The organism is Streptomyces sp. MnatMP-M17, assembly GCF_900091995.1.
In the GTDB taxonomy this organism is placed as follows: domain Bacteria; phylum Actinomycetota; class Actinomycetes; order Streptomycetales; family Streptomycetaceae; genus Streptomyces.
In genome coordinates this window covers 1-13,499 of the sequence record NZ_FMDK01000250.1, presented here as the reverse complement: position 1 = coordinate 13,499, position 13,499 = coordinate 1, and the positions used below count along the sequence as shown (strand labels likewise).

The window sequence follows — 13,499 nt, the reverse complement described above, 5'->3', positions numbered from 1 at the left end:
CGGCGGCGGCCTCGCGGCCTTCGATCTCGGACCGTACGACGTCGACGCGGTCACCGAGGGTGGTGAACTCGGCGATCTCGTCGGCGGTGAGGTCCGTCTTGTTGGAGAGTTCGGCGCCGCGCTCGCGGATGCGTCCGTACTCGGCGTACAGGGCGTCGTCGTCGAGCGCGGTCGCGTCGAACGGGGCTGTGGCCGGTTCGGTGGGCGACTCGGGGGCCGTGGCGAACTGGCCGAGGCGGAGGGTCGCGGCGTCTCGGGCGGCCTGCGCGAGGCGGGTGCGCGGGAGGGTGCGGGTGTGCATGGTGCTCTCCTGAGGGGAGTCGGCACGGATCGGTGAGGTGGTGTCACGTCTCCGGGCCGGCTCACAGCTCAGCACCCGTAAGGCTGTTCGTGGACAGGTTAGCGCGTTACTGCACCATGTGGGGAGTTGTCCCCGTTAGGGCTTCTTGGGGACGGCCTTGTACGTGCCGCCGCCCGCCTGCGCGATGAGGATGCGCGCCTCGGGGATGGAGGCGACCGTGGTGGTTTTGCCGTCGTTGGTTTTTACTTCGTAGGCGACGTTGGATGCGGCTCGGGTGCCGATACCACAACAGGCCATTAGAGGTTCCTTTCGTTCCAGATGACGCGCGCCCACTTGGCGCGCGCCTCGTTGCTGTCCGGGACGGGGTGCGCCAAGACGGGGGCGCCCTTGCGGCCGGTGTATTCAACGACACGGCCACGCAGAGGGCCGAACGTGCCGATGAGCGCTTGCTGTGCCTGATTTGAGAAGCCCACGCGGGCGCGAGGCACCGGGAAGCCGGGGGTGTTCACCGAGCACACCGCGATCAGCTCCAGCGAGCCGCCGATCCGCCGCCAGTCCCCAGACACCGGGGACGCCTTGAACTGCTCGACACGCAGCGGATCGGCCTCGGGGAGCAGCCACCCGGACACCCAGATGCCGTGCTCGTCTTCGCCCGCAAACACCCGTGCCACGGCGGTGCCGATGTTGTCGTAGTGCTCGGCCGCTGCCCGGAACCCGAGCTGCGGGTCCGCGTGGCCGCCGCCCACGGTGAGCGTCCCTACGGGCACTGTGGTGCCGTCGGCGGTGCGCTGCTCCCCGACCATGAAGTAGCTGTAGCCGGTCTGGCTGGCGGGCGGCGTGACGCAGCCGGGCAGCCCGACATGGCATGAATCCCACCCGGCGACATGCCCGAACACGCGCCCGCTGACGGTTACGTTGAGGGGCGTCAACGTGGTGAGGCCCGGGTTGGTGAACCAGTCCACCGGCGGCAGCGCCTCCGTACGGGACAGTTGCGCCGAGGCGTTCGACGTGAACGCGGCCAGTTCAGACGCGAATACCCCGTCGTCCTCGAACCCGATAACGTCCGGCTGCACTCCGGCAGGCACCATCTCGGGCGCCAGCGCCGCGACGGGCACTGGCTCCAGAGTGATCGAAACGTCCGCGAACGCCGGGATCGCCACCAGCGTCGCCCCAGCGATCCGGCCCCGTGTGATGACGGCCCGGTCCTGGTCGTCGATCACGTACTCCAGATCGTCCAAATCCACGCTCGGGCCGATCACTCCGGCCTCAATGTGCTCGATGACCTGCCAGCCGTCCTCGGACAGCAGCGAGCCGGACGCGGTCACCAGGTCGTCGGTGATCGAGATGGACTCCATGCGGCCCACCACGATCGAGCCGCCGTGGCCGTCGGCGCTCTGGCGCTGCCAGGACAGCGGCAGGGGCAGGTCGCGGGATGTGATGGCGCCGGGCGCGAGGATGCGGCCGTCCCCGGTGGGGACTCCGATCCGGGCGAGTACGGCGGTCCAGCGTCTGGGCATCATGCTCCTCTCAGCGCACGCGACCACCGGGGACGCTGCGGCAGTCAGGGGGATCTCTTCTCGGTCGGCCCCGTACATCGCGGCCAGCCGGTCCAGGACGACCGTCGTACCGACCTGGTCAGCGAGTGCCTCGGGGTCGACGCCGTAGCCGACGGTCAGGTGCGGCAGGTACTCGGGGAAGCGGTCCTCGGGCACGGGGATGTCCTGTTCCAGCGCGGCCTTCACGGTGTCCCGCATCGTCTGGAGTTCGGGCGAGTCGAGCATGAGCACAATCGCCTGCGGATTGTCCTCGCCGAGGCCCTGCACGGCCGTGACGGTCGCTTCGATCGAACCGTCCGGGGCGACGTCCGCGAGGACCTGAGCGATGAACCGGCGCTGCTCGTCGCCCAACTCCGTGTTGTCGTCGGTGAGGTAGAGGAGGGTGACGTGCAACTGGTCGGCCGGGTCGCCCTCGGGCACCGTGAGAGCGTCGGGGTCGGCGGGCAGGAACGCGATGATCGCGCCGCTCATGTCCGCCGCAGCCGTCAGAGCGCCGCTCACTGGACTGCCTCCTCTTTCGTGGGCTGCCGCCACGCTAGGAAGTTCTTCGAGTACACCCAGCCGTATGCCAGACAGGAGACGATGAACCCCCATTGCTCGGTGCTCACGGCGTACGCAAACCAGAGCAATTGCGCCGCAACGCCTACTGCCCACCCAGCGGGGCTCTTGCGTCCTGCGAGATACAGGCCGAACACGCCCACGGCCGTGAGTAGGTAACTCCAATACGGGTTCATCAGCCTCTCGGCTCCTGTCGGTCGGTCCAATCGAGCGTCTCGCCAAGCACCACCGGCAACAGCGTGCACCGGCACTGAATGACCTCCTGCGCAGGCCCGCGCGGGTCCCCGGGGAACAGGAGCTGAGCACCCCCCACCCCCACCTCGAACGGCGACGCAAGCAGCGTGCGTTGGCCATCCGCCTCACGGTGAGTCGGCCGCGTCCGCTGGTCCTCCGTCGCGAGCCACACCTTCATCGGCGCCATATCGCCACGCGCCTCCGCGTCCAACTGCGCGGACCGGAACACAGCCGCGTTGACCGCGCCCATCGTCTCCGTACGGGCCACCACCCGGGCCCGGTTCGGCCACAACTCCGAGCCGGACGCGGTGAGGATCTGCTGCACCTCCGCTGTCACCTCCGGGATCGGGCGCCCCTCCCGGATCCCGCGCTCGATCTCCACCACGATCCGCGCGTACACCTCATCCGGTACACGCACGAGCCGGTTGCCCGCGTCGTTCAGGTAGTCCGCGACGTACGGATCGGTGACCGGGTCCCCGGCGCCGGTGACACGACGCCAGGTACGACGCAGCACGCCCGAGATCTCCGGCACGACCTGGACGTTGACTTCGTCCGTCCAGAACTGCTGACTGTCGGACACCCGACTCGGATCGAGTGGCCCATCCGGCGGGGCGGCGGCCGGCCGTACGCGGTCCAGGAACCGTGTCAGCGACCGGAACCAGGCCCGGCCAATCCGCTGCTCCCCGTCACGGATGATCGCCTGCGCGCGCAGCCGTGCGGGCAAGTTCTCATCCTCCGGCGGCGTGCTCACAGGAACCGTCGCAACACGGCCCGGTCATGCGCCGTACGGGTCATGATCAGCGTCGTCACATACTCCTCCACCTGCGCGGAAAGCTGCTCCCGGTCCCGGCCGAATGCCTCGGCGACGTGCCCGGTGAACTGGAAAGACCCCTCAAGCAGACGCTCAACCACGCCCTCGGCATTCGGGTCATAGGGGATCTTCAGGTACAGCTCATGCTTCGCTACCGATCCGAACTGCCCCCGCAGCGGCGCCTTGAGAAGCCGTCCGCCCGCGCGGGATAGCGCGTCGAACACGAGCAACTCGGTTGCCGCGATCAGGTGCTCAGGGAGCGCCGCAGACGCGGCCAGCGCGGGCGGCTCGTCGTTCTGCGTCGCGGGCAGCGCACGCGGGCCACGCTCGGGCGCCGAAGGCGCTTCCGGCTGGAGATGGCCGCCCTCGATCTGCCCCGCCACGCCGGCCGCTGCGGGCGCGATCTCGAAGCCGAACAGGAGGCTGGAGATCTGCGGATCTGCGGCAAGTGTCGGGGCGGCAGTGACGACGCGTTCCAAACGGCGTAGCCGAACCTGCTCTTCATCGGGGATGTCGTCGTCAGGAACGCCCACCTCGGCGCGCATGGCGGCGTCGGAGATCAGATCATGATCGTGGAGCCACTTCAGGTCCTCGGTACGATTCGGGCGCTGAACGATCTCGGCGGTGTTCCAGGCCAGCTGGTACCTGTCCGGGTTGGTGACGCCCATGCGTCTGAGGGTGGGGCGGTACCAGTGGGTGGTGAGCGCGTCGCCAAGCCGGTCCAGCAGCGGCTCAATGTAGATCTTGTAGGTGTCCTCCTCCACCTTCCAGGAACCCCAGTGGTTCATGCCCCCTGTCGACCCGGTGGCCACCTCGTTGGGCATGTCGAGGGACTCGGCAAGGCGCTTGATGCCGTCGGCGCGCAGCGCTACAACAGCCGCGTCGAACACGGTGGAAATGTCGAGGTGCTTGATCTTGTCAATCAGCTCGCCCGGCAAAGACGCCGTAATCGGCACCTGAGCAGCAGCCGTTCCCGGATTCTTCAGCGACCGGGCCATGACATCTGACAGGTACTCCATGAAGCCTTCGGCCCCGGTGGCGCCGGACTCCTGTTCCGGGAAGTCGATCTCCTCGGCCACGAACAGAAGCCCGTTGCTTGCCAGCCGCGAGTCCAGTCTCGCCGCGATGTTCTGGCTGGCTTTCTCAATCTCCCGCAGCACCGGAAGCGCCGGCCGTACCGCCGAGTCCGCGTGGTACTGGATGCGTGGGTGAGGGGACCACACACGCATCAGCAGATCCCCAGCCGCGAGGTCCTTCTTGACGCCCGTCATAGGGTCCTTGTACGACCAGCGGGCGCCGGAGTACTCAACCTCTGTGCCCGAGAGCGCCACCCATTCGTCAGGTGCGGTCGCTCCGCGTCGGGTGCCCGTACCGGGCCGCACGAGGACGAACACCTCACCAGGGATTTGCCAGTTGACAGCCATCGTGTACTGAAGCTGGGCACGTATAGCCGCTCCCCCAAGCGCGCGAGTGACTGCGGCCTGAGCCTGCGCGTTGTCGGTCGGGCCGGTTGGCATACCAGTCGCGGGGTCTACTTCGGCCGCGTACAGCTCGGCGCGGGATACGGCGTTGGCGATCCAGGTGACTGCGGAGCGGAGTTCGCCGCAGGCGTCGTAGTGGTACCACGCCTCTCGCTGCCACGCGGTGTCTCCCTGCCGGGCGGCCCAGGCGTCGCGGGCGTCGGGCCCCGTGACGGGGACGGCTGCGGCAAGCACCACCCGGGGCCTCGTGCCGCGCTCCTCTGATGAGCCCTTGCGGCGCTTGAGGAGTGCCATTACTCACCGCCCTCTCGGATGCTGAGCCAGCCGGTGATGTGGCTGAACGCCAGCGCCGCACAGACGGCCACGAACCAGCGCTCGGCGCCCCACGCCCACCACGCCGCTCCCACCCCCGCGCCCGCGTAGACGGACGAGCACCAGGAGCACACCAGCAGGTACGACAGGAGCGACTCGCGCGGAAGCTGCCGGATGACCCAGTTGCGGGGGGCCTCGGTAATGCGGTCGACGGTGATCAGGCGGGTGAGCCGTGCGGTAGCGAGCGCGGCCAGCACGAGCGTGAAGGCGTCCATGGGCATCGTCATCTCTATGCGGGCCTGCCCTGCGGCACAGCGTGGGGTGAAGCAAGAACCATGCGCGCCCGGTCACGTTTCATCAGGTGCGTCACCGCGTGGACCATCGCGTCGATCCGGTCCGGGGACGCCGAGTCCTCCTCGGGAATCCACGTCGCAAGCTGGTCCTCCAACTCACCGTGTACACCGACGTGCCGTACACGCTGCTGCTCGTACCGCATCGCCACCGGCTGAGCGCGCAGCTTCTTACCCACCGTGGCCGTGACCCGGCGCAACGGAGGGTGAGGTGTGCTCCCGTGGAGTTCCTTCCACGCGTCCTTCAGAACCTGCTCAACCCACTGCTTGCCGAGGTTGTCCTCGTAAACCAGAGCGTCGGCGGACACGTCATCCACGAGTCCCCACGCACGGCGCGCTGCCTCGCGGGGGCTCATCTTCTTCGATACGTCCCGCAGGACATAGTCGACGCCATCGGTGCCGCGGCCAGCGGCGATGAGGCCGGTCTCGTCTCCGGCGCCGGTACCTGCTGGGTCCATGCCGACCACGATGAGTTCGAGTCCGGGTGCTTCGTCGACCCGTCCGGCTTCGATGATGCTGCGGGCCACAAGGGCGCCGGGCATGTCGTCGAGGACTTCGGCGTCGAGCTCTTGCCTGCCCAGGGTCGTCCCTTCGTACTTGGAGACGACTGCGCGCCGAAAGGTCGGGGCCAGGTTGTGGAGATTGTCGTACGTGCTGCCGCGCACGACGTTCGTCGCGGGGTCCTTCAGGAGTTCCTTAATGACGGGCAGCGGGCGCGGGGTCGTGGTGATGCAGGTCCGCGGGTGGTCACCTAGACGCATGCCCAGTTGCGCCATGTCCCAAGTCGCCTTGAGACGGCGCCAGGCAGCAAGCTCGTCCATCCAGGCGTAGTGGTGCTGCGGGCCGCGGAGGCGGTCTGGTTCGTCCGCGCTGTACAGCGTCTGGATCGCTCCGTTGGGGTAGGTGACGCGGCGCTTCGACGGCTCGTACAGCGGCCGGAACCGCGCCGGGGCGCACGCAAGGATCCCCGACTCGCCCTCCACAAGGATGTCCCGGGTGTCCGCAGCGGTGGGCCCGATCAGCGCGCCGCGCTCGTACTGCTTGGCCATGCGCCACACCCATTCAGCGCCGGTCCGGGTCTTCCCGAACCCGCGGCCGGCCAGCAGCAGCCATGTGTCCCAGGAGTCTCCTCCGGGGGGCCGCTGGGACGTACGGGCGTGGGTGCCCTGGCGCCCGGAGTGGGGCAGTCCGTCGCATACGGGCCGGTCACATAGCCAGGGAACCTTGCCGCGCTGTTTGTCCTGGAGGGCGGCTTCGAGGCGCGTGAGGAGTTCCTGCTGGGCCTGGACAGGCCACCTGGCGATTTCCGCGCGGGTAGTCATTCCTCCACTCCCAGCTTGTCGAGGATCGACGCGATCTTGTCGGCCAGCTCGGTGTTCTTGGGGGAGTCCGGCTTGTTGTAGTCGAGGAGCGTGGTGCGGGCGCGTGCGGCGGCGGCGAAGGCGTCTGTCCAGGCTTTCGGCGGGTTGGCGCCCTCGGGCAGCAGGTCGAGGTTCCGGTCGAGCCTGCTGAACAGCTTGTCGGTGAGGGCGCTTTGCTGGGCGGTGGTCTTGCGGACCATGACGGCGTAGGACTCGGTGGTCACGCCGGTGAGGTGCTGGTCGAAGGCGCGGGCGCGCTCAACCCAGTTGTGGGTGAAACTCCACCGTTTGATGAGGCCAAGAGATTTGCCTACGCCTCGTGCGGCCTCGCCTAGAGTGCGGTCTGCCGATCCGAGGTCGCGGTAGGCGGCGAACGCCTGGTAGGCAGGGTCGGTCTCGCCGTCCTGTCTCATCCACGGGTCGACGCCCACGACAGCCTCCTACGCTCCACCGTTGCTGAGCGAGAACGCGCCGAGCGCCCACAGCAGGAACGCCACGGCGAGCGGGGCTCCGAACGATGTCCAGGCGATGCGACGGTTCGTCAGGCCCCGCTCTCGCTCGGCCTTTATGTCCAGTTCCACACGTTCGATGCGCTGCCCGGTGAGCTGGAGATCGGTCGCCCGCTGCTCCTGCGTGACGATCTTCGCCTCTAGGCTGGCCACCACCTGGGCCAGGTTGTTTAGTTGCAGCCCTTGGGTGCGGATCAGCTCGTAGACCGTGGGGGCGGTCGGGTCGGGCGTGCTCACTGGCTACACGCCTCGGGCGAGGGACGCGCTGTTGGTGACGTCGCGGACGCGGGCGATGAGGCCCTTCACGAGTGCGAGGACTGCTCCGACGCCGCCGGACAGGGCCGCGTACCACATGCTCCCGTCGAGGGGCTGTGTCACGACTACCCCGGCTATGAACGCCTGGAGGAACGTGGCGACGACGCGTTCCAGGAGGTCGCGGCCGTACGTGCTGGCGGTCTTGAGGACGGTCTGGGTGTCGGGCATCGAGTACGACATGGCGGGGTCCGTTCTGGTGGTCAGGTGTTGGTGCTGCTGGTGACGTTGACGTCCACGTCGATGACCGCCTCCGCGATCGCGGCACGTACAGCGGCCACTACGTCGGATGTTGTGTCGATCTGCTTGCCGACGAGCCCGGCGAGCGCGGTGATCGCGGCCGACTGTGCGGCCTCACTCTTCTGAAGCGCGCGGACTCGGGCCTGGATGTCCTTGACGATGCTCTGCGCCTGCCAGGTCGGGTTGGTCTTGTGGTCCGGCTCGTCGGCCGGTCCTGCGATCTGGTCGGTCTTCCAGACCGCGTCGTAGATGTCCTGCTTGGTGATACCGGCCATGGGGTCCTCCTCGGTCGGTGGCTTCGGGGCGCCGGGGTTCCACGACGCCGGGTGCCCGAGGCGCTCGGCAACGTCACGGCGGAACTTGTTCATGTCGATGCGCGGGTCGACGGGCTTCCGGCGCGTCGCTTCCTTATGCGCCCACACGGAGTTCGCGGTCCAGCCGTGGAAGCGGCAGCGCGCGGCCTGTACGCGCACCGCAACGTCGTACTGTTTCGCCGTCCAGGGGCGGTCTGCGGCGCCGCTGTTCTCGACTTCCAGCCCGTACGAGACGGAGTTGCCGTCGATCGGCTCGGCCGCGTCCGGCTTCGGGTGCGTGGACTGCTCGTTGAGGACGGCGCGGTAGGCGTTGGCGGCGACAGTGCCGGCGTGGTTGGCGCGCCCGTTCCCGACGAGGTAGAGGCGTCCGCTGCGTGCCAGAAAGTCGTGGCAGAGGGGCCCGGGAAGAGCTGAGGTTCCGTTGAAGACTAGGCCGGGCATCCCGGTGCCCTCGCCTGCGGTGTGGTGAACCATCGTGGCGTGCACGGGGCCCCAGGCGCCTCGGCTGTTGCGGTTGTTGGTTCGCCATCCGGCCATCTCGACGATGTCCGTGATGCCCTCGGCGCGTAGGGCTTTGAGCCACTGGTCCGGTGTCATCGGTGTTGCCACGAAGCGCCCCTTTCGGCCAGTCCTGGGGCGAGCATAACTGAATAATGTTCAACTTCACTACAGGTGTAGTGAGGCAGCGGCTAGTGCCGGGCATGCAAAAGGCCCGCACGGCGGCGGGCCTTCGGTGAAGAGCTTCGAACGGCTGACGCCTACGAGACAGACCACTGCCCGGTCTGGTCGGCCATCCCCGAATTCATCGCGAACTGAATACTCGCGATCTTCGAGCCCATCGGAACCTCGAACACGATGTACCCCAACGCCTTCTCGCCCGGCGGGACCCGCGCGTCAGACGTCATAGACGGGCCAGCAGTGATGTCCGCGAACGTCGTCGTGAACCGCTGCCCCTCCGCGTCGGCGACCTGCGCGCCATTCGCGGGGCTGTCGACGTAGGACTTGGTCCCGCTGTTGACGAGCTCGAACTGGGCGGCGACCCAGCGGTTGCCGTCCTGGGGGACGAAGAACTCGTCCTTCCCCTTCGCGGGGTCGACCCATTTGGTCACGGTGACATCAAGCTGCTCGCCGTCCTCGAATCCCTTGAGCGCGATGGTGTCACCGACCTTCGCAGGCACGGGGGTTATGGAGGCAGGCGGTGCTACAGGGGTGTCAGTTCTCGGCGCGGCGGTCTTCTTCGGTTCGGTGGTGATCTCGTCTGCCCCGCCGCAGGCGGTGGCTGTGAGGAGCAGGGCGGCAGTGATGGTCACGATGGCGCGTGTTTGCATGGGTCCCCCCAAGGATCGGTGTGGGCTCATCGTGTCGTGTGTGTGCTCGGTGTGCCCAGGTAGTGACGGGTTCGTGACATAGGTGGGGCCCCTCGTCGACGGGGGTGAACGACGAGGGGCCCGGTCCAGCGGCGCAGCAGCCAGATGCGCGGATGGGATGAGAACAGCCTACGGGGCGGGACTGACAGGCGAAGGCGGCTCGGGCCGGTCAGCGGTCGAGCACCCGCGAGATGAGGCTTGCGAGGGCGAGCAGGCCGATCCCGATGAGGGCCGCGCGGGTGGACAGGTAGCGGGTGTCCGGGTTGCGTGCGGCGTCGCCTCGTACGGTCTCGATGTCCTCGCCGTCGGGTGCGAGGCCGCCGTGTACGGACGCCCGGTGGTGGTCCCGGTGCGCCTCGGCCTCGGCCTGTGTGATCGTCGGCGGGGAGGTGGCGCGGCATTGGCCGCACCGGTATCGGTAGGGGCTCAACTGGGGCCTCTCAGGGGCTGGTAGGCGGTAGGTAGGTGGGCGGTAGGAACGCGGTCTGACCTGCGGTTCCTACCGCGCTACCCGGGGCCCTGGGCGGGCGACGGAAGCGGGCGCGGGGAGGGGCTGGCGGCACTCTCCGGCGGGGTGTCTGCGGCGGCCTCGCGGGCGGCCTCGTCCGGCAGTTCGGGCAGGTCGCGAAGGCGGACCCCGTCCCGCACCCGCTGACGGCCGCGGAACCTGAGCTTGATCTCGGCTACCGGGATGCCCCACTCGGAGGTGAGCGCGGCCTTCAACTCAGGCTGCTGCCATGGGTCCAACAGGCCGGTCGCGATCAGGTCGGCCAAGTGTGCGCCCTGGTGGTTGTGTTCGGCGGCGACCGTACGGATGAGCGCGGCCACGGTCGCAAGGTCCCGGCCCGCAGACTCCTCGGGCTCGTGGCCCTCGGAGCGCCGGGGCGCTCGCTTGGGGCCCGGGGGAGGGGAGACGATCCACGCGGCCACGCACCAGACGACCGCAGTGCCGGGGAGTACGAAGGGGGCCGCTGCGCCCAGGTCGGCGTGGGCTGCGGCGGAAACGAGGAGGTAGCCGCCGGCGCCGACGTAGCCGAGCCTCTGCCAGATCGGGGACTCGGGGGCGACCTGGTTCCAGCCTTTCCGTACGAGGATCCGGGACCCGGCGGCCAGCGCGGTGGCTGCTTCACCGGTGAGCCCGGACCGCAGGCTGTCGGCAGTCCGGGTGACGAGGCCGGGGGAGTCCTCGGTGGGCTGCTCCCCCGCCTTGTTGATCGTTTCAGGGTTCATCAGAGGATCCCCAGGGCCGCGGCGCCAGTGAGGATGAGGGCCTGGGGGGTGCCCCAGATGCCGCCTGCGGATGCCCAGACGCCGGCGGAAAGGATGCCGGTCAAGGCGCTCTTGCCGGGGGTCATCTCGCGGAAGTACATGATCCCTGCCAGCACGAGGGACACGGCGCCGGTTCCCGCCGCGCCGAAACCCCCGTTGGTGATCAGCCCGGAGAACGCGTCGGAGAGCTGTCCGCCGACGGTCCAGATCGATCCGGCGGCCATGTAGAACGTGCCCGCGGTGATGCCGAGCACCTGCGCTTGGTCGCTGGTCAGCCGCTTGCGGATCTTCCCTTTCTTGGACGGCGCTCCCCCCGCCGCTGCGGCGCTGCCCTTGGGTTCGCGGATCCCGGCGACCAGCACCGTGGTGAGGGCGATGGCGATGCCGCCGGATCCGACGCTGCCGAGGATCCGGCCGCTCTCGATGGTGATCGGTGCGGCGGTGACGATGAGATCGAGGTGCTGATGCATGGCGGTGTTCCCCCAGGTCAGATGGTTGAGGCGGGCGCGTACAGGGCGAGTGCGGTGATCGCGGTGGCGAGCGGGATCCGGGCGACCCAGGCGAGGCCGATCCACCAGTGGCGCGTACGGCGGTCCCACAGGTGCGCGATGACCAGGCACGAGCCGGCGCCGAGGGTGAGTGCGCCGCCGATGCTGGTGGTGGCGCCGCAGTTGGCGATGGCACGGGCGAACAGGTCGTAGAGGCCCAGGCTCCAACCGGCGCCCGCTGCTGCCGCGTTGTAGAGGCCGGCGCGGGTCTTGGGGCTGAGCGCGGCGGGCGCGCGCCGTACGGTCGGCAGAACGGGGGGCAGGGGTGGGTAGTAGCCGGGCTCCGGCTGGAGCCATCCAGGCGCGGCCGGCGCGGGCTTCGCGGGCGGCTCCGTGTCCTGCTCAACGTCAGGGGTCGGGTTCTCCTCGGCGGCCGGCTCTTCGGGCTCCTCGGGCTCGTCCTCGGCGGGCGCGGGCAGGACGGGCTTGGGCTTACGCCAGTCCGGGAGCCGCCCTCCCCCGCGGACCGGCCCGTCCGTCTCGGGTTCGGGTTCGTCGGCGTAGAGGTCGTCCCACCAGTCCCGTACGGGCGCTGCGGCTGGCGCCTGGGTGGTCCGCGGTGGGACGGTCTGCGCGGCGGCGGGCTGGTGGGCGGTGGGGCCGTCGATCCGCATCCGCAGGAGGTGCTGGACGCGGCGCTCGTCGGCCTCGGGTTCGGTCGGGTGCGGCGGCGTAGTGGGCATTGGTTTCCTCAGGCGAGTGCGGTGGCGAGTACGCATCCGGCGATCAGGCCGAGTGCGAGGAACGCGCCGGCCATGGGTGCGGATGCGAGTGCGGCGAATGCGGTGTGCATCTCAGCTCGCCTCGCGGTCGAGTGCGTTGCGGATGCGGGTGGCGCGTGCCTGGCCGATGCCGAAGGCGCGCTGCATCCGGCGCAGGGACAGCGGGCCGGTGGCGGCGAGTGCGCGTGCGCGTTCGATCAGTTCGTCGTCGGATGCGGTGGCCGCGGGCCGGGTCGAGGCAGGTGCGGCGGGTGCAGTTGGGTGCGCATCTGCGGTGACCTGCGGGACTGGCGGGAGCATGGGCTTGAGGTCAAGGACGAGTGCGCCATGCGGATGGACCGCATCCGCGGCCCGGTGCGCATCCGCCGGGGCGAGTGCAGGCGCATCCGGAGCCGCTTCGACTGCGGGTGCGGGTGCGGGTGCAATGGGCCCGGCGAGTGCGGTCGCATCGGATACGACCCGGTCGAACTCCGCATCCGTATCCGCGGCCGGGTGCGCTGCGACGGCGAGTGCGGGTGCAACCGGCGCATCCGTGAGAGGGGTGAGTGCGCGGCCGTACTTCGTCAGGCGCAGCGGCAGCCGCATCTCAACGGGCGCACTCCACCGCCACAGCCGGCCGTACCGCATCTGCAACTGCGCCCGGTAGATGAGGCGTTCCTGTTCGAGTGCGATGACGGCCTCGTACGAGCGGAGCTCCCACAGCTTCATCCGGCGCCACAGCTTGAACGTGGACAGCGGGGCCAGGAGCCAGCGGGAGAGCCGTACGCCCTCCATGTGCTTGTCGGCGGTGATGTCCGCGTGCCGGCCGACCGCGTGCCGTGCGGCTTCGACGACGACGATGAACAGGAGGGGGATCACGGCGTGCATGCCGACGCCGAGCGGGTCGGGCCATGCGGCGGCGGCGTTGAACGCGATGGTCGCTGTGGTGAGGATCCATGCGGACTGGCGGAGCAGCGGGTAGGGCATGCGGACCCAGGTGAGGATGAGGTCCAGGGCGAGGAGGACGCCGATGCCTGCGTCGATGCCGATGGGGAAGGCGAGCGCGAACGTCCCGAAGCCCTTGGCTTCGGCGAGTTGGCGTACGGCGGTGTAGGAGCCGACGAAGCCGATCGCGGCGAGCAGTACGGCGCCGGTGACGACGGCGTAGATGAGGCGGCGTACGGCGGGGGTGATGGTGGGGCGGGTGTTCACGGTCGGCTCCCGGGTGGGAGGCCGGGCCCGCGCGGGGGTTTCGCGGGCCCGGCCGGTCAGGGG

16 protein-coding genes and 1 pseudogene are annotated in these 13,499 nt (G+C 69.2%); all 17 read right to left on the bottom strand.

The genetic code is table 11. From position 1 onward, the window contains the following. Positions 1-301: hypothetical protein (locus tag GA0115259_RS12245; RefSeq protein WP_141716537.1), on the bottom strand; the 301-nt coding region annotated here is incomplete at its 3' end. Between the two features lie 135 nt (positions 302-436). Beyond that, a complete protein-coding gene (locus tag GA0115259_RS40225; RefSeq protein WP_161230352.1) occupies positions 437-598 on the bottom strand; it encodes a hypothetical protein in 162 nt (53 codons plus the stop codon). Further along, entirely contained in the window at positions 598-2,358 is a 1,761-nt protein-coding gene (locus GA0115259_RS12240) for a 2'-5' RNA ligase family protein (protein WP_161230351.1), read from the bottom strand. The genes GA0115259_RS40225 and GA0115259_RS12240 overlap by 1 nt, the downstream gene beginning before the upstream one ends. Before the next feature lie 232 nt (positions 2,359-2,590). Continuing rightward, on the bottom strand, positions 2,591-3,400 hold the full coding sequence (locus tag GA0115259_RS12230; RefSeq protein WP_093595080.1) for a phage minor head protein: 810 nt from the start codon (positions 3,398-3,400) through the stop codon (positions 2,591-2,593). Then, positions 3,397-5,235 (bottom strand): hypothetical protein, encoded by a 1,839-nt coding sequence (locus GA0115259_RS12225; RefSeq protein ID WP_141716536.1) that lies wholly within the window; start codon positions 5,233-5,235, stop codon positions 3,397-3,399. Before GA0115259_RS12225 ends, GA0115259_RS12230 begins: the two co-directional genes overlap by 4 nt. Continuing rightward, entirely contained in the window at positions 5,235-5,528 is a 294-nt protein-coding gene (locus GA0115259_RS12220; protein ID WP_093595074.1) for a hypothetical protein, read from the bottom strand. Before GA0115259_RS12220 ends, GA0115259_RS12225 begins: the two co-directional genes overlap by 1 nt. A gap of 14 nt (positions 5,529-5,542) precedes the next feature. After that, positions 5,543-6,925 carry a terminase large subunit domain-containing protein gene (locus tag GA0115259_RS12215; protein WP_093595071.1) on the bottom strand — a complete coding sequence of 461 codons (1,383 nt, stop codon included), beginning with the start codon at positions 6,923-6,925 and terminating at the stop codon, positions 5,543-5,545. Beyond that, positions 6,922-7,395, bottom strand: a complete 474-nt coding sequence (locus GA0115259_RS12210; RefSeq protein WP_093595068.1) for a hypothetical protein — start codon at positions 7,393-7,395, stop codon at positions 6,922-6,924. The genes GA0115259_RS12215 and GA0115259_RS12210 overlap by 4 nt, the downstream gene beginning before the upstream one ends. 9 nt (positions 7,396-7,404) lie before the next feature. Then, positions 7,405-7,710 carry a hypothetical protein gene (locus GA0115259_RS12205; RefSeq protein ID WP_093595065.1) on the bottom strand — a complete coding sequence of 102 codons (306 nt, stop codon included), beginning with the start codon at positions 7,708-7,710 and terminating at the stop codon, positions 7,405-7,407. A gap of 3 nt (positions 7,711-7,713) precedes the next feature. Next, positions 7,714-7,968 carry a hypothetical protein gene (locus GA0115259_RS12200; protein WP_093595062.1) on the bottom strand — a complete coding sequence of 85 codons (255 nt, stop codon included), beginning with the start codon at positions 7,966-7,968 and terminating at the stop codon, positions 7,714-7,716. A 20-nt stretch (positions 7,969-7,988) separates the two neighbouring features. Further along, positions 7,989-8,948, bottom strand: a complete 960-nt coding sequence (locus tag GA0115259_RS12195) for a peptidoglycan recognition protein family protein (protein ID WP_141716535.1) — start codon at positions 8,946-8,948, stop codon at positions 7,989-7,991. Between the two features lie 149 nt (positions 8,949-9,097). Continuing rightward, entirely contained in the window at positions 9,098-9,649 is a 552-nt protein-coding gene (locus tag GA0115259_RS12190; protein WP_256097980.1) for a DUF4352 domain-containing protein, read from the bottom strand. A 226-nt stretch (positions 9,650-9,875) separates the two neighbouring features. Beyond that, positions 9,876-10,136 carry a hypothetical protein gene (locus GA0115259_RS12185; protein WP_093595053.1) on the bottom strand — a complete coding sequence of 87 codons (261 nt, stop codon included), beginning with the start codon at positions 10,134-10,136 and terminating at the stop codon, positions 9,876-9,878. Between the two features lie 77 nt (positions 10,137-10,213). Further along, positions 10,214-10,936: a ubiquitin family protein gene (locus GA0115259_RS12180; protein WP_093595050.1), complete on the bottom strand. Its 723-nt coding sequence runs from the start codon at positions 10,934-10,936 to the stop codon at positions 10,214-10,216. Continuing rightward, complete coding sequence (locus GA0115259_RS12175) at positions 10,936-11,445, bottom strand: hypothetical protein (protein WP_093595047.1); 510 nt, start codon at positions 11,443-11,445, stop codon at positions 10,936-10,938. The genes GA0115259_RS12180 and GA0115259_RS12175 overlap by 1 nt, the downstream gene beginning before the upstream one ends. A gap of 17 nt (positions 11,446-11,462) precedes the next feature. Then, positions 11,463-12,206: a hypothetical protein gene (locus GA0115259_RS12170; protein ID WP_093595044.1), complete on the bottom strand. Its 744-nt coding sequence runs from the start codon at positions 12,204-12,206 to the stop codon at positions 11,463-11,465. A gap of 581 nt (positions 12,207-12,787) precedes the next feature. Then, positions 12,788-13,436 (bottom strand): annotated as a pseudogene (locus GA0115259_RS42780) (DUF2637 domain-containing protein); the annotation flags it as partial. Between the last annotated feature and the right edge of the window lie 63 nt (positions 13,437-13,499).